Origin of the sequence: Alkalibacterium putridalgicola (genome assembly GCF_040959045.1) — a bacterium.
Taxonomy (GTDB): domain Bacteria; phylum Bacillota; class Bacilli; order Lactobacillales; family Carnobacteriaceae_A; genus Alkalibacterium; species Alkalibacterium putridalgicola.
Genome location: NZ_CP162615.1, coordinates 599,077 through 625,236 on the forward strand (window position 1 = coordinate 599,077; position 26,160 = coordinate 625,236).

The window sequence follows — 26,160 nt, forward strand, 5'->3', positions numbered from 1 at the left end:
TGTGATACTAGCATTTTAATGCGTAGAATCACAGTACCAGAGGAGCAAAGCGACTGTGGTTTCATTAAATAATTAATCCAATTGATTCGAGGATCCGGAACAGCTGGATCCTCAGACAATTGACTATCAACAAAATAAGGGAACAAACTACGAAAGAGGGATAAAAGAATGCGTAAACCTATTATTGCAGGAAACTGGAAAATGAATAAAACCTCCGTGGAAGCCGCTCAGTTTATCGACGATGTTAAAGGGAAAATTCCTTCTAACGATAAAGTCGACGCTGTTATCGGTGCACCAAGTATCTATCTTCAAAGCTTAGTTGACTTGACTGCAGATTCAGAATTAAAAATCGCAGCACAAAACAGCTTCTATGAAGACGAAGGTGCCTTTACAGGAGAGAACAGTCCCAAAGCACTCGCAGGCATAGGTGTCGAATACGTGATTATTGGACACTCTGAACGTCGTGAAATCTTCCACGAAACAGATGAAATGGTCAACAAAAAAGCACATGCTATCTTTAGAAACGGTATGCTGCCGATCATCTGTGTGGGAGAAACACTTGAACAAAAAGAAGCTGGCCAAACCAACGACTTAGTAGCTGGACAAGTAAAAGCTGCTTTAGAAGGGTTATCAGCAGACCAAGTGAAATCTCTAGTCATCGCTTACGAACCTATCTGGGCGATCGGTACTGGTAAAACAGCAACAGCTGAAGATGCCAACAACACGATCTCAGTTGTTCGTCAGACAGTTGCAAAATTATATTCTCAAGATGTGGCTGATGCTGTCCGTATGCAATATGGCGGATCAGTTAAACCGGCAAACATCAAAGAATTGATGTCACAGCCAGACATCGACGGCGCTTTAGTCGGCGGAGCAAGCCTTGAAGCAGACTCGTTCTTACAATTACTGGAGGCGGCTGAATAAATGAGTAAAGCACCCGTAGCAATCATCATTCTGGACGGATTCGGATGGCGTGAAGAAGAATACGGTAATGCCGTAGCTCAAGCAAACAAGCCGAACTTCGACCGTTACTGGAATGAATACCCGCATAACACCATGCTGGCTTCCGGCTTAGCTGTCGGATTGCCTGAAGGTCAAATGGGTAACTCAGAAGTCGGTCATACCAACATCGGTGCCGGACGCGTGGTTTATCAGAGCATCACACGTATCGACAAAGCGATCGAAGACAATGAATTCGAATCCAATGAAGCATTGAACAATGCGATCGCTCATGTGAAAGACAATGATTCTGCTCTGCATTTGTTTGGTCTTGTATCAGACGGCGGCGTGCACAGTCACCAGCGTCATCTGACTGCTTTAGTTGAAGCTGCCAAAGATAAAGGGGTAGATAAAGTTTATATCCACGCCTTTACTGATGGCCGTGACGTGGCTCCTGATTCAGGTGTCCGTTTCATCGAAGAATTGCAGGATATCGTTAAAGACCTTGGCGTTGGAGAAATCGCAACGATTTCCGGTCGTTTCTATGCAATGGACCGAGACAACCGCTGGCCACGTATCAAAAAAGCTTACGATGCGATCTTCCATGGCGAAGGCAACAAAGCGACAGATCCTGTTCAAGCTATGAAAGACAGCTATGACAATGAGAAAATGGATGAGTTCGTTGAACCTGTCGTGATCGAAAAAGACGGTAAACCCGTTGCGACTGTTAGTGACAACGATGCTGTTTTATTCTTCAACTTCCGTCCGGACCGTGCGATCGAGTTGTCTCGTGCATTGACCGAAGACGACTTTGATGAATTCGACAGAGGCGACAGACCTGAAAACGTCAAGTTCGTCACATTCACTCAGTATACAGCTGAGATGGATGCAGAAGTCATGTTCCCGCCAGTCTTCCTGAAAAACGTGCTGGGTCAAGTTTTAGCAGATAACGATAAGACACAACTGCGTATCGCTGAAACAGAAAAATATCCACACGTAACGTTCTTCATGAACGGTGGAACGAACGACGAATTCCCTGGAGAAAACCGTATCCTTATTCCGTCACCTCAAGTAGAGACTTATGACTTGAAACCGGAAATGAGTGCGTATGAAGTCACAGATGCCTTGCTTGAAGACGTTAAAAACGACAAACATGATGCGATCATCTTGAACTACGCTAACCCGGATATGGTCGGACACTCGGGTATGCTTGAACCAACGATCAAAGCGATCGAAGCTGTCGATGAAAACTTGGGCCGCTTTGTTGATCTGATTCATGAAAAAGGCGGATCTGCGATCATCTTTGCCGACCACGGCAATGCTGATACTGAACTGACACCTGAAGGCGATCCACACACAGCCCACACAACGGTGCCTGTTCCTGTTATCGTGACGAAAAAAGGTGTCACTCTGCGAGGCGATGGTAAACTTGCTGACGTAGCGCCGACAATGCTCGATCTTCTGGGCATTGAGAAACCTGAAGAAATGACAGGCGAAAGCTTGATTCAGAAAGACTAATTTAACGATTTTAAATTGTTTTTTGAAAAAAGAACAAGTAAAATAAAATTACACCACCTGATGCCCGGCGTTGAGTCGGGTGCAGGACAAACAAAGGAGAGAATTATCAATGCCATTTATTACAGACGTAATTGCACGCGAAGTTTTAGACTCACGTGGTAACCCAACGATCGAAGTTGAAGTTTATACAGAATCAGGTGCTTTCGGGCGCGGTATGGTTCCTTCAGGCGCTTCTACTGGTGAACACGAAGCCGTAGAACTACGTGACGGCGACAAAGACCGTTATTTAGGTAAAGGCGTAACTAAAGCCGTTGACAATGTGAACAACACGATTGCTGACGCTATCATCGGTATGGACGTTCGCGACCAAATGGGTATCGACAAAGCCTTGATCGACTTGGACGGTACACCAAACAAAGGTAAATTAGGCGCAAACGCAATCTTAGGCGTATCTATTGCTGTTGCACGTGCAGCTGCAGACTACCTTGATCTTCCATTATACCGTTACCTTGGCGGAACAAACACGAAAGTATTGCCAACACCAATGATGAACATCGTTAATGGTGGATCACACTCAGATGCACCTATCGCATTCCAAGAGTTCATGATCTTGCCAGTTGGCGCACCAACATTCAAAGAAGCTCTACGCTGGGGTGCTGAAATCTTCCACGCACTTAAAGCAATCTTGAAAGACCGCGGACTTGAAACGTCAGTTGGTGACGAAGGTGGATTCGCTCCTAAGTTCAAAGGAACTGAAGACGGCGTAGAAACAATTCTTGAAGCCATCAAAAAAGTTGGTCTCGAACCTGGTAAAGATGTTTATCTTGGATTCGACTGTGCTGCTTCTGAATTCTACGAAGACGGCGTTTATAACTACGCTAAATTCGAAGGCGAAAACGGCGTGAAACGTAACGCTGAACAGCAAGTAGATTACCTTGAAGAATTGGTAAACAAATACCCAATCTTATCTATCGAAGACGGTATGGACGAAAACGACTGGGACGGATTCAAACTATTGACAGATCGTTTAGGCGACAGAGTTCAATTAGTTGGAGACGACTTGTTCGTTACAAACACTGAGATGCTTAACCGTGGTATTAAAGAAGGTAACAGCAACTCTATTCTGATCAAAGTCAACCAGATCGGTACATTGACAGAAACATTTAATGCGATCGAAATGGCTAAAAAAGCTGGCTATACAGCCGTTGTATCTCACCGTTCTGGTGAAACAGAAGATTCAACGATCTCTGACATCGCTGTTGCAACAAATGCCGGACAAATCAAAACAGGTTCATTGAGCCGTACAGACCGTATCGCTAAATACAACCAGTTACTAAGAATCGAACACCAATTAGGCGACTTGGCTGTTTACGAAGGCATGCAAGCTTTCTATAACTTAGCTAACAAGTAATACCGATTGATGTTTAAACTGAGCAGCCACAATACTTCTTGTATTGTGGCTGTTTATTTACATATGCCTTATCCTGAAAGGGTCATACTTTATTTCTTATGCGGCTTTCTTTTTCACTTTATTTTCTTTAGAATGATTAGTTGAAAGCTCTATTCTATAATCATCGCCATTAAAAAATCAACAAGAAAAAAGGAGACTGAGATATTGAAAAACTGGAAAGTGTACGATAGTCTTTTTTCACTGATAGTAGTAGTACTCTTTCTGTCGCTGGCATCTGGTATTGGCTATATATTTGACCAGGTGGGATTCCCGGAAACAAATATTGTTATCGTCTACTTGCTTGCTGTACTGCTGATTTCACGTTTTACAACGGGATACGGCTATGGGATCGCTGCTAGTGTCATGGGGACGTTGTCATTCAACTATCTGTTTACAGAACCGTATTACACATTCGCTGTAGATAACCCGGGTTATATCATAACTTTCATTATCATGACGACCACAGCTATAACTACAAGTGCTATCACGACGCGTGCTAAAAAGAATACGATCAGAGCGCAGGAAAAAGAAGCAGAGACAAAAGCCTTATACAACCTGACTAGTCGGTTAACTGATGCCCTTGATATTCATCAAATCGCCAGTATCTCCAGCAGTATGCTAAGTGATGCATTAAACTGTAAAGCGGGCTGTTTATGTTTTGATGAAAATGGCAAACCGGAAGACTTTTACATTCAGCAGTCGGAACATGATAAACAAGTACAGGTAAAAGTAGATGACGCAGAGGAACTGCAGCATCAGGTCGAAGGTATTCGTATGGGTTATGTTGTCAATGAAATGTTTTATGACTGGCCAATCTATGGTCAGGAGAATATTTTAGGGATAATAAGGATTCCAGTCGAAAAGGCGGAAGCATTGAATGAGACACAAACGAGAATTTTGCATTCAATGATCGAAAATACAGCCTTGGCTATGGATCGTGTCTATCTTCAGTATCAAAGGCTGAAGTCTCATGAGGAAACAACACAGGAACGATATCGGGGGAATTTACTGCGAAGTATTTCTCACGATCTGCGGACTCCCTTATCTGGAATCATGGCAACGTCCGAAATGCTCGTTGAGATGACGGATTCGATCGATCCCCGAATCGATATGATCAAAGCCATTAATAAAGATTCGATCTGGTTACACTCGCTGGTGGAAAATGTCTTAAGTCTGACACGTCTGCAGAATGGGAAGCTAGCTTTAAAAAAAGAAAAAGAAGCAGTAGAAGAAATCATCGATCAATCGATCCGCCAGATAAGAAAACGTATAGAGGATATCAGCATACAAGTAACGATGCCGGATGAATTGACTTTGGTTCCAATGGATGCCAAACTCATTATGCAGGTCTTTATAAATCTACTGGAAAATGCTGTTAAACATTCTCCTAATGTAAAAGAGATCGATATTAGTGTGGAATTCGATACAATGGGTCAAACGATGACCGTTAAAATAAAAGATAACGGAGAGGGTATCGATGATGAAGATTTAAAGAATATTTTTGAACCTTTCTACACTTCCGGAAATAAACACGCAGATGCCAGAAACCGTATTGGTTTAGGTTTGTCGATCTGTGAAACGATCGTTAAGGCTCACGGTGGAGAAATAAAAGCACAGAACAGGAAAGATAGAAAAGGAGCAGAATTTATCTTTACACTTCCTTTGGAGGATGAAAAATGAGTACATTCAATGAGATGATTTTAGTGGTTGAAGATGATCCGCAAATCAGAAATTTCTTATGCTACACTCTGCATAATGAGAACTTCAATTATCTTTCAGTGGGGACAGCACAAACCGCTTTGAATACAATTGTTTCTGAACAGGTCGACTTGGTCATACTGGATTTGGGATTGCCGGATTTTGATGGCCTGGATGTGATCAAAAAGGTAAGAGAATGGTCGGATGTTCCTATTATTGTTGTGTCGGCCAGAGATCAGGATAAAGAGAAGGCTAATGCACTGGATTTAGGAGCGGACGACTACCTGACCAAACCTTTTTCAGCCACAGAACTGATGGCAAGGATCCGTGTGGCCTTTAGGCATTACTATAAAACGAGTTCCAGTGCTATCCAGACGAAAGCCCGTGTAGGAGATCTGGAAATCGACTATGACAAGCGTCTTGTATCCCTGAAAGGGAAAGTGGTCCATACGACTCCGATGGAATACAAGTTACTGGCCCTGTTTTTTAGAAACATGGGGAAAGTCCTGACGACAAAATTTATTATTAAAGAAGTATGGGGTACCGCATATGGAAATGACACACAAGCCCTACGTACACTCATGGCTGGCTTAAGACGAAAAATCGAAGAAACGCCCGCTCAGCCAGAATATATCATCACTGAAATTGGTGTGGGATATAGACTTGTAGAAGGTCAATAAGAGAAAAGAACACGTGAGATAAGGTTGTCCTTATCTCACGTGTTTTTTTGCTCACACCATCCTCACAAATGCTCACACAAAATTAACGGACATACACATATGCTCACACCATCCTCACACCACAGCAGTTAAGATAAATATATAAATTAAATGAATCAAGGTGGTGGAAGTAGTGAGTGAATTGATATCTAAGAGTCAAAGACAAACTCTGGAGAAACTGAATGATGAGATTGAAAGAATATATCTGGAGGAAGACTATGCCCAGTGTGAAAAGATGATTGTGAAAGCCATAGGTGATTATCCTCATGCCCCGCATCCCCATAATCTATATGGAATAATACTGGAAAAATATGGAGACAAACATGCAGCGATGAATCATTATAGAGCAGCGATCGCGTTAGAGCCGAGCTTTAAGCCGGCACGCTGTAACTTGAATCGTTACGGTGACATGAGTAACAGAGATACGCGACCAGCATTTTCAGAAAAAGACTGCTAAATAAAGTCGGGAGGTAATGAAATGGGAATATTTAATAAAGATGAAGCACATACGTTAATAGTAGGATCAGGACGACTGGGAGCCAGTCTGGCCAATGAACTCTCTGATCAGGGAAAAAATGTCATTGTCGTGGATAGTGATAAGTCTTCTTTCAGAAAACTGTCCCCTTCTTTTGGCGGCTTGACGGTTACTGGCGATGCCACGTCAATCAATGTATTAAAAGAAGCGCAAATTGAAAAAGCCGGAGTTGTCATAGTGGTTACAAATGATGACAACATTAATATCATGATTTCTCAGATGGCAAAAGAATTGTTCGACAGAGAGAAAGTCATATCAAGACTTTACGACCCGGACAGAAGGACCGTCTATGAAGGGTTTGAGATCGATCTCATATATCCAGCGGTATTGTCGGTAAATGAAATCAACCGGATTCTTCAGGAAAAAGACAGTGAGGAGAGGTAAATTTATGAAAAAGCATATCATGTTAATTGGCGGGTTCAATAAAACACTTTCTCTAAGTCATTCGCTGATAAAAAAAGGGTATCAGGTCACGGCAGTCAACAGTAATTATCAGGACTGCCAGAAATTATCGGAAATCAATAAGTTGAATGTGATATTCGGAGATGGGACAAAGCCTTATATACTTGAAGAGGCCCGTATCGACACAGTGGATATCGCTATTGCCCTGACACAGAAAGATGCGATCAACTTAGTGATCAGCGAATTATGCAAGAAAAAATTTATGGTTGAAAAAGTTGTCTCACTTATCGATGATCCTAAAAAGATCGATTTCTTTTATAAAATGGGCGTTGATTCTGTTGTATCGGCGATACAGGCGATTACGAATATCATTGAACAGCAGGCCCTGCTGGATGCGATCACCACTGTGATACCGGTGGCTAAAGGACAGATCAGCATTTCAGAAGTTCCGATCCCTCAGCATGCCCGAACAGTGGGCAAGAAACTTTGGGAAATCGATTTGCCGAGAGAAGTGATCATCGGCACGATCATCCGGAATGGTGTAGGACTTGTTCCGCGAGGTGACACGCGTATCGAAGCAGGGGATGAGCTCATTCTCATATCATCTGCGGAACAGGAAAAAGCTGTACAGCAATTGACAGGGGATTTATAATATGGAAACTAAATTTAAAGATCTAAACAATATAGGTAAACTGATGATACTCATCGGACTACTCATAACGGTGCCGATTATCGTGATCCCATTTTACCCTAGTGATTTTCAGTATATAAATGCATTCCTGTTTCCAGCCGGTGTTTCCATAGTTTTAGGGTGGATCATCGGATATGTATTTCGCCGATCGAATGACGAAATCAAGTTCCAGTATACGTCGACAGATGGCAGTCTGACTGTCTTATTTGCGTGGTTTTACGGGTTTTTAATCGGCGCTGTTCCCTTTGTGTTATCTGGTCAGTTAGCTGTCCTGCAAGGCTTATATGAATCGGTAAGTGGATGGACGACAACCGGGCTTTCGGTTATGGATGTCACCGTTACGCCATCTATATTCCTGTTTTTCAGAAGTTTCATGCAGTTCTGCGGCGGGGTCGGATTTATCCTGATGATGATCATGATCATTCAGGGAAAAGATTCCATGAGTCTTTATAATGCTGAAGGACACCCGGACCGTTTGATGCCTAACATCAAAAAAACAGCTCAGGTTATTTTCAATATGTACAGTGTCTTCTTAGTCATAGGAACGAGTGTCTATATACTTCTTGGTATGCCGGTTTTAGACAGTCTGCTGCACACCATGTCGGCGCTCTCGACGGGTGGCTTTTCAACTGAGCCTGACAGTATAGGGGCGTATCAAAGCGCAAGCATCGAAGCCTTCACTATTTTACTGATGATAATTGGAACGACAAACTTCGCTGTGTTATTACTGCTTACTAAGAGGAAGTTCAGTCAAATCATAAAAGTCAGTGAACTGCGTTTCTTTTCGATACTCTTACTGATTTTCATACCAGTTATTACAGTTTCTTTATCTTATAACCTTTATATGGGGATGGGGGAGAGTTTTAGACACTCACTATTTAATGTGATTTCAGCATTGTCGACTTCTGGATTTTCAACCATGGGTTATGAAGCATGGCCGGCGGCAAGTATAGGGATCATGATCATCCTCATGTCTATCGGTGGTGGATTAGGATCCACTGCGGGGGGTATCAAATTAACTAGGGTCTATCTAATGATCCGAGTTCTAGGTTTCAATATTCATAAGCGTGTTTCCTCTCAACGGCGGATCAATAGTTCATACTATAATTCAGCCCAGGGGAAAAGAGTCATCGATCAGGATCTGATTTCAGACACTGTCGGCTTTATCGCCTTTTATCTCATGATTTTATTGACTGGCGGTTTACTCATTACTTGGACATCCGGAGCAACCTTGACGCAATCCATGTTTGAGTTTGCTTCATCCTTAGGAACGGTCGGTCTTTCTATTGGCTTGACGGGACCAGATACGGATGGCGGAACATTGATTGTCCAAATGTTCGGAATGATACTCGGACGTCTAGAGATCTTTATTATCCTGATCGGTTTATATTCAGGTGCAAGCCGAATAAAATACAAATTAAGCGAAGCGCTACAATAAAGAAAAGTAATTTTTATGATCCTTTCATAGGAACAGGCTATCCTACTGTCTAGTAGGTGGCCTGTTCTTTTATATTTAATAAACAAGTCAATAGTATGTGAAGGGGATTATCGTAAAGAAAGCATATTAATGCGCTTTCAATTATGATAAACTTTTAGTATACATAACCGAATAGTGTAAGAAAAATTATCCGTGTTAATCATTCTGGAAAAGGGGTGTTGATATGATTAGACAGATTCTGTTCTTCATGACTGTCATGCTGCTGTCAGGCTGCAGCGCTATGTCCGAGGAGCCTGTTCCTCATAATATGATTTCCGATGAAGATGTGGTTGAAGAGACCATTATTTTTTCATTTACAGATACTAATCGGTTCAATAAAACCGATCTTGATCTGGGCATTCCCAAACTTCAGCTAATGAATGGTACGTTTAGAGAGCTGAATACCGATTTTAGTTTGAAGGTTGAATATTATGATGATGGGTGGCAGGAGATAGACACGATCGATTACTACGTAAAAAATTACCCGTATTCGTTACAAAGAGAAGAAAACCTTACATATTCTCTTTTTACTGATCATTTTGACCAGCCTTTAGCCAGTGGAAGATATAGGATAACTCTGGACTATGCTCTCTTAAATGAAAGAGATGATCAGGAAGAAGAGTACACTATAGGAGCTGTTTTCTGGTTGAACAACTAAATTTGAAGGAAGGAGAACAGTATGAATAGAAAATCGTTTCATAATATCTTGCTTTTCTTCAGCCTGTTTCTGATCGGACTACTGTTATCAGGATGCCAAACGGCCCGGATCAATACAGCAGTTACCTTGCCAGACGATATTCACGTGGAACAAAATCACGAAATTGAAAGTCAGATAGTGAGTTCTTTTGAGCGCGAGACTTATTCAAATGAAGAAATGGATGAAATGTTTTACCTTGTGGAGAATCTCTCAGAACAGCCGATCGAAGTGAGTGAATTTTATTTTGTTCAAAAGTGGGTAGAAGATGAATGGAAATCACTTGATAATAATGCGATCGAACGAATAGAACGGACTGTTCAAGTATTTCCAGGGGAAACTGCTGAGTTTGTATTCTGGCTGTCTATGGAGTCAGGTAATATTGACGAAGGCACTTATCGCTTGTCCACACGAGTGACTTTCCTTGAAGAAGAAGAAGAGCATCAGGAAGGCCAGGCCTTCAATATCATTATACCCTTTGAAATAACTGAATAATGGGTGGAAAACCATTGCTACTTGTGCTATATTATAACGTAGGAGAATTGTCAGAAGGAGGTTACGTTTTTATGTACGATATATTGCTTACAATCATGCTTATTCTATCAGTATTCATCATCATCGTTATCGCTATGCAGCCTACAAAAACACAAAGTGCATCCAATGCTTTCATGGGCGGTGCCAGTCAGCTTTTCGGCAAACAGAAAGCACGCGGATTTGAAGCCGTGCTGATCAAAACGACCGTAGTGAGTCTCATACTCTTTTTCGGTTTAGCATTCACTTTAAGCCAGTTATTTTAGTCAATAAATAATTAGACAGTACTCTTGTTATCTTTAACTTACACGAGCGAAAGCTTCTGAAGTGAAGAAAACAGGAGTACTTTTTTATTTATCAGGAATCGTTGCATGTGGGGATTCGGCACATTCACCGGTGTTTTGATAAGAGTAAATCAAATAGACTCAACATCAGAACTGCTCAACGGTGCATCTCAACGAATAGATAGAATATGGACGCCATTGGTATCGCTCGGCCAGCTATTTTATCCGAGCAGGCTGAATGTGGGCAACATTGGCATCACTCAAAAGGGTATGACGGTGGGTACGTCGAATGTAGTCATCATTGGCATCACTCAAAAGGATATGACGGTGGGTACGTCGAATGTAGTCATCATTGGCATTGCTCAAACGAGAATGACGTTGAGTACGTCTAATGAAGGCCACAATAGCATTGCTCAAACGAGTATGACGGTGAGTACGTCGAATGAAGGCAACAATGGCATTGCTCAAACGGATCTGGTGGTGAGCACGTCGAATGAAGGCAACAATGGCATCACTCAAACGAGAATGGTGGTGAGTACGTCGATGAAGAAGCTACATCAGCAAGCTGAAACGGAAATGGCCGTGAGTCTGCCGATAACGGCGCTATATCGGCAAGCTGAAATGAAAATCGGAGTGGGTCTGCCGATAACGGCGCTGCATCGGTAAGCTGAAATGAAAATCGGAGTGGGTCTGCCGATAACGGCGCTGCATCGGTAAGCTGAAATGAAAATCGGAGTGGGTCTGCCGATAACGGCGCTACATCGGTAAGCTGAAACGGAAATGGCCGTGGGTCTGCCGATAACCACGCTACATCAGCAAGCTGAAACGAAAATCGGAGTGGGTCTGCCAATAACGGTCCAGTATCGGTTGATTCAAATAAATACTATTCATGAGCTAGTCGAAGATCGAACCAATGAAATCACAGACAAGAACAGCTTTCTTTCTGAATGATTCTGGTAAAGGGATTTATACCTTAACTTGTGTTTCGGTATAAAATTGTCACAATTTAAGGTAAAATGGAAGAGAGTCTGAAGGAGGATTTTTTTATGAATAATCAATCATTATTTTATGAAAGTGGAAAACGGGCCGTTCTGTTGTTTCACGCCTTTACGAGTACACCCAAAGATGTACTGAGTTTAGCAAGAGCGCTGGAACGAGCCAATTATACAGTGTACGCCCCGGTTTTATCTGGACACGGGACGGGAGATCTGGACGATCTTTTCGATTATTCGATCGAGGACTGGACGAAAGACGGAGAAGAAGCCGTCGCCTTTTTGAAAAGTAAGGGGTACGACCAAATCGCGGTCTTTGGCTTGTCACTGGGAGGCGTCGTAGCTACGCATTTATTGCTGAATGAAGAAGCCGTTATCGGTGGGGGGACGTTCTCTGCACCGGTCGTAACGAAATACGATAACCACGTCACCGACAGTTTCCTTCCATGGTACAAGAATGTTAAACGGGAAGAAGGCTATGACCGTGAAGAGCTGGCCGGACTGATGACTAAAGCCGAAGTCGAGTTAAAGGCAATGTTTGCAGACTTGAAAGAACATGTCTCAACTATGGAAGAAAAGTATCCGTCTCTTAATAAGAAAGTCTTTATCGGACAAGGTGAAAAAGATGAACTGATCGAACCGGATACCGCACGTATATTTAGAGAATCATTAGAACAGGCTGAGGTATCCATCAAGCTGTATGAGGATGGCGAGCATGTTATTACAACAGGAAAAGTAGGAAAAGAGCTGCAGACACATGTCCTGACGTTCTTATCGACACTTGACTGGAATGGAGGAGACAAATGAGTAAAGAGAAAGACAAGGATTTAAAAGAAGAACAGGAACGGAAAGAACTGAAAAAGAATATCATCTCATTTATGAAAGAACAGAACGAAGAAGCGCTGGAAGTGAATGAAATCAGCGAAGGGCTGAACCGTTCCGGTGCCAAGGACTTCAAGAAACTGGTAAAAGCGATCGCTGAGCTGGAAAGAGAAGACAAAGTCGTGCTTTTACAGAGTGGTAAATTTAAATTAAAAGAAGGTTCAACGGCCATGACCGGGCGTTTCAGCGGGACTGACCGCGGATTCGGCTTTGTCACGATCGAAGAGTATGAACAGGATATCTTTATCCCGCCAAATGCCACGAAATCTGCCTTGAACGGAGACATCGTAAAAGTCAAAGTCACGCAGGAAGCCTTGCCGCATAAAGACAAAGGACCGGCCGGGGAAGTCATTGAAATCGTCGAACGCGGGACCGAACACGTCTTTGGAGAATTTCATCCCTATAATGATGAAGAAGTGAAAGAAAAAGACCTCTACGGTTACGTGAAACCTAAAAATCAGAAAATGCCGGATCTCATCGTTGAGATCGAAACAAAAGGTCTCCGCCCTGTTGACGGCAGTATTGTTCAAGTTGAAGTCACGGACTTTGCCCACGAGGGTGAAACCAATCATTTAAGAGGAATCGTGACTAAAACGCTTGGTCATAAAGACGAGCCCGGCATCGAGATTCTGACGGTCGTTCACAAATACGATATTCCAAGTGAATTTCCAAAAGCTGTCACAGATGAAGCGGAAGAAGTACCGGATACGATCAGTGACGATGACCTCAAAGGACGTAAAGACTTGCGTGAAGAAGTCATTATCACGATAGATGGTGCAGATGCCAAAGACTTGGATGATGCGATCCAGGTGAAACGACTGGAGAACGGAAACTACTATCTGGGCGTCCATATTGCCGATGTTAGCCATTACGTGACTGAAAACAGCCCGATGGACGACGAAGCCTTCGAACGCGGCACAAGTGTGTATCTGACGGACCGCGTGATCCCAATGCTACCGCAGCGCCTGTCCAACGGTATCTGCTCGCTGCATCCGGATGTCGACCGACTGACACTGAGCTGTGAGATGGAAATCGATCAGTCCGGTGAAGTCGTGGACTATACCATCTCACCAAGTGTGATCAACAACCATTACCGTATGACGTATCAGGCCGTGAATGACATACTTGAAGAAGATGATCAGGAACGTAAAGAAGAATACAAAGAAATCGTTCCAATGCTCAAAGAGATGGAAACACTGCACAATATCCTTGAAGAGAAACGAGTGAGACGCGGATCCATCGACTTTGATACACGCGAAGCAAAAATCCAGGTCGACCCGACTGGTTTTCCAGTGGATATCCTGCTGCGTGAACGTGGAGTGGGCGAGCGTCTGATCGAGTCATTCATGCTGTCAGCCAACGAAACGGTTTCTGAACATTATGCCAAACAGGACCTGCCGATTTTATACCGTGTCCATGATAAACCGGATGAAGGAAAAATGCAGCGGTTCATCGAGTTCGTCAGTGGCTTTGGCATCAATGTCAAAGCCTTGAAAGATTCGATCAGTCCCAAGAAACTCCAGGATATCCTGGATAAAGTAGACGGTACACCGGAAGAAGGCGTCATCAGCATGCTCCTATTACGATCCATGCAGCAGGCAAAATACGATGTCGTACCGATCGGTCACTATGGTTTAGCTGCGGAGTATTACTCTCACTTTACTTCACCGATCAGACGTTATCCGGACTTGATCCTGCATCGCCTGATCCACTATTATGATGAAGTGGGCAAAGGTCAGAAAGCGAAAAGCCGCTGGAATGCCAAACTGCCGGAAATCGCCGAACGCAGTTCCATGACCGAACGCCGGGCAGTGGATGCGGAACGTGAAACAGATGAAATGAAAAAAGCAGAATACATGTCCACTAAAATCGGTGAAAAATTCGAAGGGGTCATTACTTCTGTGACAGGCTTTGGTCTGTTCGTTCAACTGCCGAATTCAGTCGAAGGACTTGTGCATATTTCAAACATGAACGATGATTACTATGAGTTCAACGAAAGAGAACTGCTGCTCATCGGTCAGCGTACCGGGAATACCTTCCGTATCGGACAGTCGGTGGAAGTCCTTGTGACGAAAGCAGACAAGGAAAGCTACGAGATCGACTTTGAATTAGTTGAAGACGAAGAAGCGAAAGCCAAACGTGAGAAAGACAAAAAAGAAAGAAAAGCGCGCAAGTCACGCAAAGATGGCAAAGGCGACAAGAAGAAACGCTTCAGAAAAGGAAAATCAAAGAAAGACGACGGCAAAAAAGGACCTGATGGCAAAAAAGGAGCAAAAGGTCACCGAGGCCGCCGCAAGACCAAAAAACCAAAAAAATAAAATAGAAGAGGAGGAGTTATATGCCAAAAGGAGAAGGTAAGCTGATTGCCCAGAATAGAAAAGCACGGTATGAGTATTCCATCCTTGATACCGTAGAGGCCGGAATTGTTCTGCAGGGGACCGAGATCAAGTCGATCCGCGCCGGTCGCATCAACCTCAAAGATGGCTATGCGGGCATTCGTGATGGCGAAATTTGGTTATATAATGTGCATATTGCTCCCTTCGACAAGGGAAATCAATTCAATCATGATCCAGTGCGAACACGAAAACTGCTCATGAAGAAAAAGCAGATCGACAAACTTGTCGGAGAAGTGAAACAGGGCGGTGTCACGCTGATCCCATTGAAAGTCTACATCAAAAATGGCTTTGCTAAGGTATTGATAGGCCTGGCCAAAGGGAAGAAACAGTATGACAAGCGAGAAACGATCAAGCGACGCGACCAGGACCGTCAGTTAAGACGGGCTGTAAAAGAAAACTATTAAAATGAAAAAACGGTATGGGCTGTAGCTCATACCGTTTTTCTGTATAGCCTATAAAAAAACTGAATACGTTTTAGCCTGGCTATATTATCGCTAAAACCTCCGTAATTTGTTAGAATAAAAGAAGAAGATGAGTGAAGGAGAGGAAAAGTATGGCTAACAAGGGTGTCACGATATATTTTGTCCGTCATGGAGAAACTTATTTGAACTATTATGGGCGAATGCAGGGATGGTGTAATGCACCACTGACGGATCACGGGAAAGAAGATGTCAGACGCTGCGGCCGTGGATTGAAAGAAGTGAAATTCAATGCTGTCTATACGAGCGATCTGTCCCGAACACAGGAAACAGCTCAAATTATCCTGGAAGAAAACGGCCAGATCGAAACGATGAATATGATCCAGATGCCGGAATTCAGAGAAGTTTTCTTTGGATCGATGGAAGGTATGTATGGTTCTGAAGCTTACGATAAAGTAAGTGATTATCTAGGCTATGAGACACAGAAGGAAATGTTCAGAAACACAGACGTACCTGAACGCATGGATGCCTTTAGAGCCATCGATCCAGAAAAGCACGCGGAAGACTTCATGATGTTCTGGTCGCGTGTTGAAAAAGGTCTTTTGAAACTGATCGATCGTCACCGGGATACGGGTGAAAAAATCCTGCTTGTGGCACACGGCGGAACGATCCGCTATATCCTGCAGAACCTTATTCCGGATCTTGATGACAGACAGAGTCTATTAAATGCCAGCGTATCTGTTGCCAAATATGAGGATGGTCTGTTCCATATCGAAAAATACAATGATGTCTCTCATTTTAGAGATGCCGAATAAAACAACTAAATACCTACTGAACTCTTATATCACTCCTTTTTCTATTTATTAGAAAAGGGGAAGATGTAGGAGTTTTTTTAATATTCAACTTAGGATTTGAAAATTTCATGAAAATTTCTGAAACGCTTAACGATATATGATATAATTATTCAGTCAATTTAACAACTGAAATGAATGAATAGTAAATGCAGTAGAACTGAAGTGCAGCATAAATCCTAATTGAATGAAGCTGCACACGAATAAAAGCAGGAAGCGGCATAAAAGGGGATATGAGATATGAAAATAGCAATCGCGGGATCAGGTGCTTTGGGGAGCGGCTTTGGTTTCCAGATGAAGAAAAACGGATATGAGGTCACACTCCTGGATTACTGGGATGAGCATATAGCAGCAGTCAACAAAAATGGTCTGACGGTAACCGTCAATCATCAGACAGAACGCGTAAACATTCCTATGATGAAGCCGAGTGAAGCCACTGATCAGTTTGACCTCGTCTTTGTATTCACTAAAGCAATGGGTTTAAAGCAAATGCTTGAGGACATTGGACATACACTGTCTGAAGATACGATCGTCGTCTGTCTGCTGAACGGCTTAGGTCATGAAAATACGATAGAGAAGTATGTACCGAGAGAGAATATCATCATGGGAACGACAGTCTGGACTGCCAGCCTGAATGGACCTGGCCAGACCACGTTGTACGGTGACGGCCCGGTAGAAATTCAGAATATCGCACCAGAAAGCAAAGATAAAGCTGAAAAAGTTGTCGCTATTTTGAATGAGAGTCATTTAAATGGGCATTACAGTAAGGATGTCCAGTTCACCACATGGAGAAAAGCATGTGTGAATGGCACGATGAATGCCTTATGTGCTCTAATGGATGCTAATATCAATGAGATCTTTTCAACGTCGACGCATCAGTCACTGCTGAAAGGGATCGTTTCCGAATTTGCTGCCCTGGCAAAAGTAAAGGGAATTCACTTCGACCTGGAAGAAACATTGGAATACATTTATAACGTGTCAAGAAAACTGGGTTCCCATTATCCTTCCATGCATCAGGACCTGTCGAATAAACGACCGACAGAGATCGATTTTCTAAATGGACTGGTGGCTGAAGAATCTAGAAAAGTTGGACTGAAAGCTCCATACTGCCAGCAGATAACTGATCTGATCCATGCCAAGGAAGACCTCTTAGGCGTTGCCAGATAAAAAATGATGAACAGACTGTTCTATGAATTGAGCACCAGTAAAGAATAGTCTGTTTCTTGTTTTTTTGCGATTGAAAGAGTTTAATGATATAAGCACGGGACAACACAAAAACGACAGATACTTACTAAAAATAAGCGAACGTACTTTTCTTTTTCAGAAAAATGTGCTATAATAACTACAGAGTCAAGCCAGACTCTATCTAATATGTCGGGGTTGTTACGGATTCGACAGGCATAGATTGAGCTTGGGTTGCGTTCCGCAGGTGACGAGACTGCGTACCAACGTCACAGTTAAATATAACTGCAAACAACAATAACAACAACTACGCTTTAGCTGCGTAATAACAGCTTAGCGTGATCCGACCGGCATCGCCCATGTGCTCGGTATCGGGTCCTATAATAAGTGGGATACGCTTAGTCTTTCCGTCTGCAAGACTAAGAAGAGATCATCAGACTAGCGAAGCATGATGCCTGTTTTACGGCTGATGTCGAGCGAACTTTCAAATAGTAGAACTATGAACGTAGATACTCGAGTGTCGATATGTCTGGACAGGGGTTCGACTCCCCTCAACTCCATACACTAACAAAAAGAAGAGAACCGCCAATTTAATGGCGGTTCTCTTCTTTTTGTTTTTCAGTTTTTACTGGTCAAATTCGATCTGGTCTTCGATCTGACCGTCTTGACCGTGTACGATTACTTTGGATTCAGCTTCTTCGGCTCTTTTATTGGCCTCTTCTATCGCTTCATCTTTGTCATCCGTTTCAAAAATCGCTTCCCGTTCGCCTTCTTTTTTGACTTCCCAACGAGCATCTTCGCCGGTCACCACATGGTAGCGTGCATCGTCAGTTCCTGCTCTTTTTTCAAAATAATTACCACGGTTGTTGTCTGCTGGTGTCATTGATCTTGCTCCTTCATTTTGTCTGACCTCAATTTCACATAAAACTGAGTATCTGTCAAAACATATGAATTGGCGACTTCTGAGAATGAATACGGGTTAAAGGGATCCGCCAATACAGAAATTCAGAACAAAGCAGCCACCTCAAACGTAACGCCGCGTTACATGAAGGGCGTTCAGTTTAAAGGGACTGCTTACTGTAAGTATCAGCTTTTGATATGAAAGCATCACGTTAGGGGATCAATTATTGATGCGTTCACGGTTTTTTACGCTGACATTCCCAAGGGTTCTATATAGCGAGGCAATGTCTGTTTTCTTCGGAAATTCAAAGGTCTGTTCAGCTAAACGCTCATTATTGGACTTCTGATAAGCATTCTCCAGATAAGTAACAGTTATTTCACTATCATCGAAACCCGTGCCGGCCGTTTCCATTTCCACATTGATGATGGAATCGATGTAGATGGATTTGAATGAAACTTTCTTCCCTGTTGCTCCCTGTTTGTCGATAAAGAGGATACGCAGCGTCGTAAAGACGAGGTCGTCGCGGATAAGACGATACCCCATCATGATCTTCTCTCCATCAAAGAGATAGTCTGAGTATTCCTTTGTCAGTTCTTCAGGAGACTTTTCTGAGTGGTTACCGAGAGAACCCTGTATCATTGAGCTGAGATTGAATCCTTCCATGTTAACTCCTTCTTTCTATAGTGTTTGTTTAATTATACCACTCTTTAAAAGTTATGAAAGCTCGCAGCCACCAAAATGAAAAGGCTTTATTTAGATCGGCGGAATGGAGCAGATTGAACTAAGGACGTAATGCCAGATTCGACGTTGTCAGTGAAGTTTATATGTACACTAAAGAATTTCGTTGAATATCCAGATGACGCTGTTGAATAGATAATTTAAAGTTAAAATGTAAGAAAAGAAACGGTATAATGAAAGTGATCAAGAAAAAGACAGATCGGCGGAAAGGAAGATTAGATGTCACAGCCCGAAATCGTACCGGCCGGAGACCAGGCACTGAAGGTTCTCTTTGAAAACAAAATCGACAGAAAAATCAATCAAAGAGTCAAACAACTTAGTGACCGGATCTCCCGAAAGAAAATCACCGGGATCACAGAAACCATTCCTGCCTTCCGAACTCTGACTGTGCTTTATGATACGCTTCAGACAGATTATCACACGCTCCTTTTAGATATTCAGCCACTGCTGGCTGACTTGGATGAGACCAGCAGGCTTAGAAAGCGGATCATTGAGATCCCGGTCTGCTATGACGAAACACTTGGACCAGATTTACAAGCTGTCGCCGAACACGCCGGGCTGTCTGTTGAGGAAGTGATCCAGCTTCACAGTGAACCTGACTATTTGATTTATATGCTGGGTTTTCTTCCGGGCTTTGCTTATTTGGGAGAGATGAACCCGATAATTAGTATGCCTCGACTTGCATCGCCGCTCTTGAATATTCCGGCCGGAGCAGTAGGGATTGCCGGAGATCAGACCGGCATGTATCCTATGGCTTCTCCTGGAGGGTGGCGGATCATCGGCTCGACACCGGTCAAACTGTTTGATGCTGACCGGGAGTCCCCGATCCTGTATGAAGCTGGAGACTATATCCGCTTCCGGCCCATCTCTTTAAACGAGTATGAAGAAATGAGCAGTCAAAACACAAATGCTGAAGATTTATATCATATAGTAGAGGAGGATAGCTTTGGGGATAAGGATAACGAATAGCGGTATGCATACAACGGTTCAGGATTCAGGTAGGAATGGCTTCCAGCGCTATGGATTTTCTGCTTCGGGAGCCATGGACCTGACGTCTTTGAGACTGGCCAACATCCTGGTTGGTAATGAACGGGACGAAGCCGGTCTGGAAATGATGGTCACAGGCAGTTCCTTTCTTTTTACCCAGTCTAACACGATAGCTTTGACTGGCGCTGAATGTCGTCCGAAAATCAATGGAAAGCCGGTCAAGATGTACCAGACACTGAAGATCGACGCGGGGGACGAGCTGACGACCGGGTCACTCAAAGGGGGAACGCTGGCCTATATTGCCTTTGCCGGTGGACTGGATATACCGGAAGTCATGAACAGCCGATCGACAAGTACACGATATAGTCTCGGCGGCTTTCACGGACGTACCTTAGAAACAGGAGATTCTATAGCCTTTAGAAAACCGGATCCGTCGCTCAACAAGCGCACTCGCGATTTTTTGCCGGACTGGGTCAATCAAGATACGGAGGATAACATTCATCTCCGTGTGATTCCGGCTTCCAAGATAGAGCTGTTCTCTGAAAAAGCGGCGGCCGGATTTTTTGAAAAAGAATACACGGTTTCGTCCCGGTCGGATCGGATGGGTTACCGTCTGGATGGGCCAAAGATAGAGACTATAAGTCAGGAAGCAGTTATCTCAGAAGCAACAGTGCTGGGGGATGTACAGGTCCCTCCAAATGGGCAGCCGATCGTGCTGCTGGCGGACAGGCAGACAACGGGCGGGTATCCGGTGATCGGGACGGTCTGTACGGTAGATATTCCAAGACTAGTTCAATGCTATCCGGGGAAAAGCATCCAGTTTGAGCCGATCACTTTGAAGAAGGCACAACACCTGCTGAAAAAACAGGAGCGATTTTTAAAAAGAGTGGAAACGAACTTTAAGAAACAGAAAGAAACAACAGAGAATACTTCTGCAGCCACCGACGGAAAAGATAACCAGGAAGATGGTGACTGGTCTGCTGACAGGGTCAGTGAACTGATCGAAACGGTCGATGCCTCTTCATTGAATTACTTTTCATATGAAGATGAACAGATAAAAATCAGGCTCGTTAAACAGAACCCTCAGTTGAAAGAGGTCGGCCGAAATGTCTCTGAGAGAAAAACGAGACCAGAACCCACTTTGGTGCCGCTTGAAACATTAACTATCTCATCTCCCTTAGTCGGCCTGTTTTATACCAGTCCAGAAAATAAAGAAACTCCTTTTGTAAAAGAAGGGGACAGGGTCACGGCTGGTCAGACAGTCGGCAGGGTCGAGGCACTGAATCTATCTTATGATGTTACAGCGGATAAAAGTGGAATCGTTCGCTCTTTTCAAGTAAACGACGGGCAGATGGTCGAATATGGCCAGCCGATCATGGAACTGGAAAGTGAAGAGTGATTAGAGAGAACGAAAGGAGTGAAAGACATGCGAAAAATCGATCTTAATTGCGATCTCGGAGAAAGTTTTGGTCCATTTACGATGGGGATGGATAAAGACATCCTGCCGTATATCACCTCGGCCAATATCGCCTGCGGATTCCATGCAGCGGATCCCATGGTGATGGCAGCGACAGTAGAGGCAGCGGAAAAGCAGCAGGTTGCTCTGGGCGCACATCCCGGACTGCCTGACTTGATGGGCTTCGGTCGCCGCAACATGGCTGTGACAGAAGCTGAGGCTAAAAACTACGTCAAATACCAGATAGGTGCCCTGCAAAGTTTCAGTAAAACGGGTATCCTGCATCACGTGAAGCCTCATGGCGCGCTTTACAACATGGCTGCAGGAGACTATAATCTAGCAAGAGGTATCTGTGAAGGGATCAGAGAAGTCGATCCTCGTCTGATTCTGTATGGACTGGCAAACAGCCAGCTGATCAAAGCCGCCCAGGATGCCGGACTTTCATACGCGCAGGAAGTGTTTGCCGACAGGAATTACGAAGAAGACGGCACACTGGTCCCCAGAAGCCATCCGGATGCACTCATACTGGATGAAGAGCTGGCCGTCGACCGCGTGTTACAGATGGTGGAAGAAGGACGAGTAAAGGCAGTGACGGGAGAATGGATCGCCATAAAGCCCGATACCATTTGTGTGCATGGCGATAACCCAAAAGCTGTCCAGTTTGCAGGAAAGATTCATAACGCCTTAAAAGAGCGGGGAATCGACGTATCAGCAGCAATATAAGTAAATTAATTAATCTTGAATAAAAGGGGTATACAATTGAAACCAACCGCATTAGTATTTTTTGATTTAGATGGGACATTATTGAACGAAGAATCTTTAGTGGATGAAGATGTGAAAGAGGCGCTGGTCCAACTCAAAGAAAAAGGAGCCGTTCCGTTCATTGCAACAGGACGCAGCCCGATAGAGATTCAGCACGTACTGGAGGAGACGGTGATCGACTCTTTCATCACACTGAATGGCCAGTATATCCAATTTGAAGGGGAAGAAGTCTACCGTAATGTCATCCCGCAGACACTGGTCGACCGACTGAAGCAAATGACGCATGAGCAGGATATGCCGCTCTCACTTTATACTTCAGATAAGATCAGAGCTACTCGCTACAATGAGACTTTAAAGAATGCCTATAATTTCATCCATGAAAACCCGCCGAAGATCGACGGAGGACTGGATGAAAAGGAAGACATTCTGATGATGCTGGTCATCAATGACGATCCTTCACTGGACCAGCCGTATTTTGACGCTTTCCCGGAGTTATCCTTTTATCGGAACACGCCCTACAGCATCGACACCATTATTAAAGGCCACTCGAAAGCGACAGGCATCGATGCTCTCCTCAAGTCCATAGATATGGAAGACGTGCCACTCTATGCCTTTGGCGACGGATCCAATGACAAGGAGATGCTGGAACGTGTTGATCACAGTGTAGCAATGGCTAATGGTAAAGATGACGTGAAGGCAATTGCGGATTACGTGACTTCGTCTAATACAGACGGTGGTTTGATCGAAGGAATGAAACACTTTAAACTGATCGACTGATCTTATATAGAAGAAAAGAGGCAGGGCGCCCTGCCTCTTTACCGTATCTTAAGAAGTCGACGCTGATTTTATCTTCACTTCTTAAGATAAAGCTAAAATACAAGGAGTTGCAGCGTATATTTTGTCAACTTCTTAAGATAAGCCTTAAACGTAAGGAGTTGCTGCAATTATTACTGCAACTCCTTACGTTTGACCTGCAGTAACAATAAATAATCATAGATGATCACTAAGGAGAAAAACATGCTTTACAACACTCATATAGCCGTGACTTATGCGGTGACTTTACCTTTTTTGGTATCGACTGGCTCTTTATCTCTTGGTAATATTATCGCCGTAGGAATCGGTTCGGTCCTGCCGGATATCGACCATCCTAAATCCTTTATCGGTAACCGGACACGAGGATTAAGTGATAGTGTGGGGACGATCTTCGGTCACAGAGGGCTGGCTCATTCACTTGCGGGCGTTATCTTTTTCCTGTTCGCTATCCGATTTCTGTTGACGTCCTTTCAACTGCCTCTGGTATGGGCTGACTGGCTCATCGTCGGATACATGGCACACTTGATTGAAGATTCCTTTTCAAAAGCCGGAGTGGCCTGGCTTCAGCCTGTTTATAACAGACGTATACAGTTCGGCTTTAAGATGATCTATTATAGAACGGGGAAGGTAAGCGAGAAACTTCTCTATATAACCGCTTGTTTGGGACTGTTCTATCAGGTGCTGCGACTCTTGTCCTAGGAAAAAGTGTTTCGTTTACCGGCATCGCTAGCCAGCGGCATATACAATAAAATAGCCTGATCCGACTGTTTATCGGATCAGGCTATTTTATTTATGACGTTGGTCTGTTCAGTTCTTCAAGTTTTCCTTCGATTCCTTGTGGATAATGCTGAAACAGCTGGGCAAGTAACTTGGGATCCTGACTTGTTGAATACAGAAGTTCGGTTACTTGTTGAATAAGCCGGTTATGTTCACAAGAGCTTTTCTTCGCATCGGTCTCTTTGTAACGGGTCATTCCATCCAAAACCTCATGAAATTCACTAACAAAAGATTTAAAGTCAGAGCCATTTTCCAGAAAGACTGATTTGATAGCCTGATTTTTCTCGTGAAGACTCAATGCATACTCTTCAGGTGTCAAGCCGATGGATTTTGCGTACTGTCGTAAATCATTTAAATCTTTCTCGATTGTTTCTGTCATAGAATCACCTCTACTTACTGCGATCTTCTCGATTGAAAGAGGGAGCAAGTTATTTTGATGTATCTAAGTATAGGACTTCTTCAGACCAAAGTAAATGTGACAGGATGAAGTGTCATAAACATGCAACGAAGCGTTCACACCTTGGTCACTAACTGTTCGATTAGAGGCATTTATTCTAACATATTGAACAGAAACAGTATGGATTCAGGTAACAGGCGGCTGGTTGTCACATTTATGTCACAATATAATGAAAACGCTTCGTTGTTTAACAGGTCAAACAAAATGAGTTATAAAATAGAATTTGATGAGAAAACGATGATAATAAAAGTGACTATATCGTTGACTTTAATGCTTGAAATCTTTAGACTTTAAAAAAACTTAGCATTATTAGAAAACTCTCATTTTATTATTTAATCTCATTTAGGAGTGGATGACATGTCAATAAATACGATAGAAGAAGAACTGAAAGAATGTTTTCCCTATACGGTTCAGTGGCGCAGACACTTGCACGAGAATCCGGAACCCTCCTTTGAGGAGTGGGATACGAGAAAATTTATCGTCGAGAAATTAAGATCATTCGGATATACGGAAATCGAAGAAAATGTGGGCGGTGGAGGAATCGTTACATACTTAAGAGGAAAAAATCTTGGTTCAACCATTGCTTTCCGGGCTGACTTTGACGCCTTGCGTATTGAGGAAGAGACGGGGCTGCCCTTCGCATCAAAAAATGAAGGAGTCATGCATGCCTGTGGCCACGATGGACACACAGCCACCTTGCTGAGTGTAGCTAAAGTCATGAAGGCGCATGAAGATGAGCTGTCGGGATCTGTGAAATTTATTTTCCAGCATGCGGAAGAAGTGCTGCCTGGAGGAGGGAAATCCATGGTCGAAGCTGGTGTATTGGATGATGTCGATGCAGTTTACGGCCTTCACTTAAGATCACCGCTTGAATTCGGAACAGTGTCTTACTGTTCAGGATATGCGATGGCCGCGGCAGACTTCTTTGACATAACCATTCAGGGCAAGGGAGGACATGCCGCCTACCCGAGTGCAACAGTCGATTCTGTCGTGGTTGCCTCATACGTGGTCAACCAGCTGCAGTCTATCATCAGCCGGAACAAGGACCCTAAAAAAGCCGGGGTACTGACGGTCTCGACTTTGAAAGCAGGCGATGGTGCTCACAATGTTATTGCAGACAAAGCAGTGATCAAAGGAACCGTCAGAACATTCGATCCTGAATTGAGAAACTTGATCGAAGAAAAAATCAGCACGATGACCCGGCATATCTGCGATGCCCATGGTGCTGCATGTGAAGTTAACTATACTCGCGGTTACCCGGCACTTTTCAATCATGAAAAAGAAACGGCACTCATCAAATCATTATTCGAAAGCAACAGGAAAGAGTTGAAAATCGATTCTACCTCAATGAGGATGGGTGGTGAAGATTTCGCCTACTTCCTGCAGGAAAAACCCGGATCGTTCTTTTTCGTTCATTCAGGAAACAAAGAAAAAGGCATCATCTATCCGCATCACCATCCAAAATTTGATTTTGATGAACGGGCCATGCTTGTCGGTGGCCAATGTTTCATGGATATCATCGGCCACTACTTAATGAATGGTGAGGGATCGGAGACAGAAGAAGCATACAAAGCCGCAGTTGTAGACTAAAAACGAAAGAAGGGTGACA

The 26,160-nt window shown here is 43.5% G+C and carries 27 protein-coding genes and 1 other RNA gene; 25 read left to right on the plus strand and 3 right to left on the minus strand.

The window, feature by feature from the left end:
- The first annotated feature begins 168 nt into the window (after positions 1–168).
- From tpiA to ssrA, 19 genes are all read left to right on the plus strand, one after another.
- The gene (gene tpiA / locus AB4027_RS03025) at positions 169–924 is read left to right on the plus strand and encodes a triose-phosphate isomerase (RefSeq protein ID WP_091486588.1); all 756 of its coding nucleotides are present in this window, start codon (positions 169–171) and stop codon (positions 922–924) included.
- On the plus strand, positions 925–2,457 hold the full coding sequence (gene gpmI / locus AB4027_RS03030; protein WP_368645915.1) for a 2,3-bisphosphoglycerate-independent phosphoglycerate mutase: 1,533 nt from the start codon (positions 925–927) through the stop codon (positions 2,455–2,457).
- A gap of 109 nt (positions 2,458–2,566) precedes the next feature.
- A complete protein-coding gene (gene eno, locus AB4027_RS03035) occupies positions 2,567–3,868 on the plus strand; it encodes a phosphopyruvate hydratase (protein WP_091486583.1) in 1,302 nt (433 codons plus the stop codon).
- A gap of 204 nt (positions 3,869–4,072) precedes the next feature.
- The gene (locus AB4027_RS03040; RefSeq protein ID WP_368645916.1) at positions 4,073–5,587 is read left to right on the plus strand and encodes a DUF4118 domain-containing protein; all 1,515 of its coding nucleotides are present in this window, start codon (positions 4,073–4,075) and stop codon (positions 5,585–5,587) included.
- Positions 5,584–6,285, plus strand: a complete 702-nt coding sequence (locus AB4027_RS03045; RefSeq protein ID WP_368645917.1) for a response regulator — start codon at positions 5,584–5,586, stop codon at positions 6,283–6,285. The genes AB4027_RS03040 and AB4027_RS03045 overlap by 4 nt, the downstream gene beginning before the upstream one ends.
- A 172-nt stretch (positions 6,286–6,457) precedes the next feature.
- Entirely contained in the window at positions 6,458–6,781 is a 324-nt protein-coding gene (locus AB4027_RS03050; RefSeq protein ID WP_368645918.1) for a hypothetical protein, read from the plus strand.
- Between the two features lie 21 nt (positions 6,782–6,802).
- Complete coding sequence (locus AB4027_RS03055; RefSeq protein WP_368645919.1) at positions 6,803–7,243, plus strand: TrkA family potassium uptake protein; 441 nt, start codon at positions 6,803–6,805, stop codon at positions 7,241–7,243.
- A 4-nt stretch (positions 7,244–7,247) separates the two neighbouring features.
- Complete coding sequence (locus AB4027_RS03060; protein WP_368645920.1) at positions 7,248–7,913, plus strand: TrkA family potassium uptake protein; 666 nt, start codon at positions 7,248–7,250, stop codon at positions 7,911–7,913.
- Position 7,914: 1 nt separating this feature from the next.
- A complete protein-coding gene (locus AB4027_RS03065; protein ID WP_368645921.1) occupies positions 7,915–9,390 on the plus strand; it encodes a TrkH family potassium uptake protein in 1,476 nt (491 codons plus the stop codon).
- A 223-nt stretch (positions 9,391–9,613) separates the two neighbouring features.
- The gene (locus AB4027_RS03070) at positions 9,614–10,087 is read left to right on the plus strand and encodes an immunoglobulin-like domain-containing protein (protein WP_368645922.1); all 474 of its coding nucleotides are present in this window, start codon (positions 9,614–9,616) and stop codon (positions 10,085–10,087) included.
- 21 nt (positions 10,088–10,108) lie between these two features.
- Positions 10,109–10,618 carry an immunoglobulin-like domain-containing protein gene (locus AB4027_RS03075; RefSeq protein WP_368645923.1) on the plus strand — a complete coding sequence of 170 codons (510 nt, stop codon included), beginning with the start codon at positions 10,109–10,111 and terminating at the stop codon, positions 10,616–10,618.
- A 71-nt stretch (positions 10,619–10,689) separates the two neighbouring features.
- Positions 10,690–10,920: a preprotein translocase subunit SecG gene (secG, locus tag AB4027_RS03080; protein ID WP_091486574.1), complete on the plus strand. Its 231-nt coding sequence runs from the start codon at positions 10,690–10,692 to the stop codon at positions 10,918–10,920.
- Between the two features lie 105 nt (positions 10,921–11,025).
- On the plus strand, positions 11,026–11,604 hold the full coding sequence (locus tag AB4027_RS03085) for a hypothetical protein (RefSeq protein WP_368645924.1): 579 nt from the start codon (positions 11,026–11,028) through the stop codon (positions 11,602–11,604).
- A 380-nt stretch (positions 11,605–11,984) separates the two neighbouring features.
- Positions 11,985–12,737 carry an alpha/beta hydrolase gene (locus AB4027_RS03090; protein ID WP_368645925.1) on the plus strand — a complete coding sequence of 251 codons (753 nt, stop codon included), beginning with the start codon at positions 11,985–11,987 and terminating at the stop codon, positions 12,735–12,737.
- A complete protein-coding gene (rnr, locus tag AB4027_RS03095; protein ID WP_368645926.1) occupies positions 12,734–15,130 on the plus strand; it encodes a ribonuclease R in 2,397 nt (798 codons plus the stop codon). Before AB4027_RS03090 ends, rnr begins: the two co-directional genes overlap by 4 nt.
- Before the next feature lie 20 nt (positions 15,131–15,150).
- Positions 15,151–15,612 carry an SsrA-binding protein SmpB gene (gene smpB, locus AB4027_RS03100; RefSeq protein ID WP_091486563.1) on the plus strand — a complete coding sequence of 154 codons (462 nt, stop codon included), beginning with the start codon at positions 15,151–15,153 and terminating at the stop codon, positions 15,610–15,612.
- A 149-nt stretch (positions 15,613–15,761) separates the two neighbouring features.
- On the plus strand, positions 15,762–16,442 hold the full coding sequence (locus AB4027_RS03105; RefSeq protein WP_368645927.1) for a histidine phosphatase family protein: 681 nt from the start codon (positions 15,762–15,764) through the stop codon (positions 16,440–16,442).
- Between the two features lie 276 nt (positions 16,443–16,718).
- Entirely contained in the window at positions 16,719–17,645 is a 927-nt protein-coding gene (locus tag AB4027_RS03110; RefSeq protein WP_368645928.1) for a 2-dehydropantoate 2-reductase, read from the plus strand.
- Between the two features lie 209 nt (positions 17,646–17,854).
- Positions 17,855–18,223: a transfer-messenger RNA gene (gene ssrA / locus AB4027_RS03115) on the plus strand.
- 62 nt (positions 18,224–18,285) lie between these two features.
- Here the strand turns inward: ssrA and AB4027_RS03120 are convergent.
- A complete protein-coding gene (locus tag AB4027_RS03120; protein WP_368645929.1) occupies positions 18,286–18,543 on the minus strand; it encodes a DUF2188 domain-containing protein in 258 nt (85 codons plus the stop codon).
- Positions 18,544–18,780: 237 nt separating this feature from the next.
- Positions 18,781–19,224, minus strand: a complete 444-nt coding sequence (locus tag AB4027_RS03125) for a PH domain-containing protein (protein ID WP_091486548.1) — start codon at positions 19,222–19,224, stop codon at positions 18,781–18,783.
- 294 nt (positions 19,225–19,518) lie between these two features.
- Here AB4027_RS03125 and pxpB point away from each other — a divergent pair, with 294 nt between their 5' ends.
- From pxpB to AB4027_RS03150, 5 genes are all read left to right on the plus strand, one after another.
- Positions 19,519–20,268, plus strand: coding sequence for a 5-oxoprolinase subunit PxpB (pxpB, locus tag AB4027_RS03130; RefSeq protein ID WP_368645930.1), 750 nt, complete (start codon positions 19,519–19,521; stop codon positions 20,266–20,268).
- Complete coding sequence (locus tag AB4027_RS03135) at positions 20,246–21,685, plus strand: 5-oxoprolinase/urea amidolyase family protein (protein ID WP_368645931.1); 1,440 nt, start codon at positions 20,246–20,248, stop codon at positions 21,683–21,685. The genes pxpB and AB4027_RS03135 overlap by 23 nt, the downstream gene beginning before the upstream one ends.
- Positions 21,686–21,712: 27 nt before the next feature.
- Positions 21,713–22,465 (plus strand): LamB/YcsF family protein, encoded by a 753-nt coding sequence (locus AB4027_RS03140; RefSeq protein WP_368645932.1) that lies wholly within the window; start codon positions 21,713–21,715, stop codon positions 22,463–22,465.
- A gap of 36 nt (positions 22,466–22,501) precedes the next feature.
- Positions 22,502–23,281, plus strand: a complete 780-nt coding sequence (locus AB4027_RS03145) for a Cof-type HAD-IIB family hydrolase (protein WP_368645933.1) — start codon at positions 22,502–22,504, stop codon at positions 23,279–23,281.
- Between the two features lie 240 nt (positions 23,282–23,521).
- A complete protein-coding gene (locus AB4027_RS03150) occupies positions 23,522–24,016 on the plus strand; it encodes a metal-dependent hydrolase (protein ID WP_368645934.1) in 495 nt (164 codons plus the stop codon).
- 91 nt (positions 24,017–24,107) lie between these two features.
- On the opposite strand, the gene AB4027_RS03155 is transcribed toward AB4027_RS03150, so the two are convergent.
- The gene (locus AB4027_RS03155; protein WP_091486530.1) at positions 24,108–24,473 is read right to left on the minus strand and encodes a hypothetical protein; all 366 of its coding nucleotides are present in this window, start codon (positions 24,471–24,473) and stop codon (positions 24,108–24,110) included.
- A 435-nt stretch (positions 24,474–24,908) separates the two neighbouring features.
- Here AB4027_RS03155 and AB4027_RS03160 point away from each other — a divergent pair, with 435 nt between their 5' ends.
- Positions 24,909–26,141 carry an amidohydrolase gene (locus AB4027_RS03160; RefSeq protein ID WP_368645935.1) on the plus strand — a complete coding sequence of 411 codons (1,233 nt, stop codon included), beginning with the start codon at positions 24,909–24,911 and terminating at the stop codon, positions 26,139–26,141.
- Positions 26,142–26,160 lie beyond the last annotated feature (19 nt).

Coding starts and splice junctions, on each gene's coding strand:
- AB4027_RS03045 (WP_368645917.1), top strand. CDS start 5,584: ATGAGTACATTCAATGAGATGATTTTAGTGGTTGAAGATGATCCGCAA.
- AB4027_RS03150 (WP_368645934.1), top strand. CDS start 23,522: ATGCTTTACAACACTCATATAGCCGTGACTTATGCGGTGACTTTACCT.
- AB4027_RS03065 (WP_368645921.1), top strand. CDS start 7,915: ATGGAAACTAAATTTAAAGATCTAAACAATATAGGTAAACTGATGATA.
- AB4027_RS03125 (WP_091486548.1), bottom strand. CDS start 19,224: ATGGAAGGATTCAATCTCAGCTCAATGATACAGGGTTCTCTCGGTAAC.
- AB4027_RS03070 (WP_368645922.1), top strand. CDS start 9,614: ATGATTAGACAGATTCTGTTCTTCATGACTGTCATGCTGCTGTCAGGC.
- AB4027_RS03090 (WP_368645925.1), top strand. CDS start 11,985: ATGAATAATCAATCATTATTTTATGAAAGTGGAAAACGGGCCGTTCTG.
- AB4027_RS03105 (WP_368645927.1), top strand. CDS start 15,762: ATGGCTAACAAGGGTGTCACGATATATTTTGTCCGTCATGGAGAAACT.
- AB4027_RS03085 (WP_368645924.1), top strand. CDS start 11,026: ATGTGGGGATTCGGCACATTCACCGGTGTTTTGATAAGAGTAAATCAA.
- AB4027_RS03110 (WP_368645928.1), top strand. CDS start 16,719: ATGAAAATAGCAATCGCGGGATCAGGTGCTTTGGGGAGCGGCTTTGGT.
- AB4027_RS03155 (WP_091486530.1), bottom strand. CDS start 24,473: ATGACAGAAACAATCGAGAAAGATTTAAATGATTTACGACAGTACGCA.
- secG (WP_091486574.1), top strand. CDS start 10,690: ATGTACGATATATTGCTTACAATCATGCTTATTCTATCAGTATTCATC.
- rnr (WP_368645926.1), top strand. CDS start 12,734: ATGAGTAAAGAGAAAGACAAGGATTTAAAAGAAGAACAGGAACGGAAA.
- tpiA (WP_091486588.1), top strand. CDS start 169: ATGCGTAAACCTATTATTGCAGGAAACTGGAAAATGAATAAAACCTCC.
- smpB (WP_091486563.1), top strand. CDS start 15,151: ATGCCAAAAGGAGAAGGTAAGCTGATTGCCCAGAATAGAAAAGCACGG.
- gpmI (WP_368645915.1), top strand. CDS start 925: ATGAGTAAAGCACCCGTAGCAATCATCATTCTGGACGGATTCGGATGG.
- AB4027_RS03160 (WP_368645935.1), top strand. CDS start 24,909: ATGTCAATAAATACGATAGAAGAAGAACTGAAAGAATGTTTTCCCTAT.
- AB4027_RS03140 (WP_368645932.1), top strand. CDS start 21,713: ATGCGAAAAATCGATCTTAATTGCGATCTCGGAGAAAGTTTTGGTCCA.
- AB4027_RS03060 (WP_368645920.1), top strand. CDS start 7,248: ATGAAAAAGCATATCATGTTAATTGGCGGGTTCAATAAAACACTTTCT.
- AB4027_RS03120 (WP_368645929.1), bottom strand. CDS start 18,543: ATGACACCAGCAGACAACAACCGTGGTAATTATTTTGAAAAAAGAGCA.
- eno (WP_091486583.1), top strand. CDS start 2,567: ATGCCATTTATTACAGACGTAATTGCACGCGAAGTTTTAGACTCACGT.
- AB4027_RS03055 (WP_368645919.1), top strand. CDS start 6,803: ATGGGAATATTTAATAAAGATGAAGCACATACGTTAATAGTAGGATCA.
- pxpB (WP_368645930.1), top strand. CDS start 19,519: ATGTCACAGCCCGAAATCGTACCGGCCGGAGACCAGGCACTGAAGGTT.
- AB4027_RS03075 (WP_368645923.1), top strand. CDS start 10,109: ATGAATAGAAAATCGTTTCATAATATCTTGCTTTTCTTCAGCCTGTTT.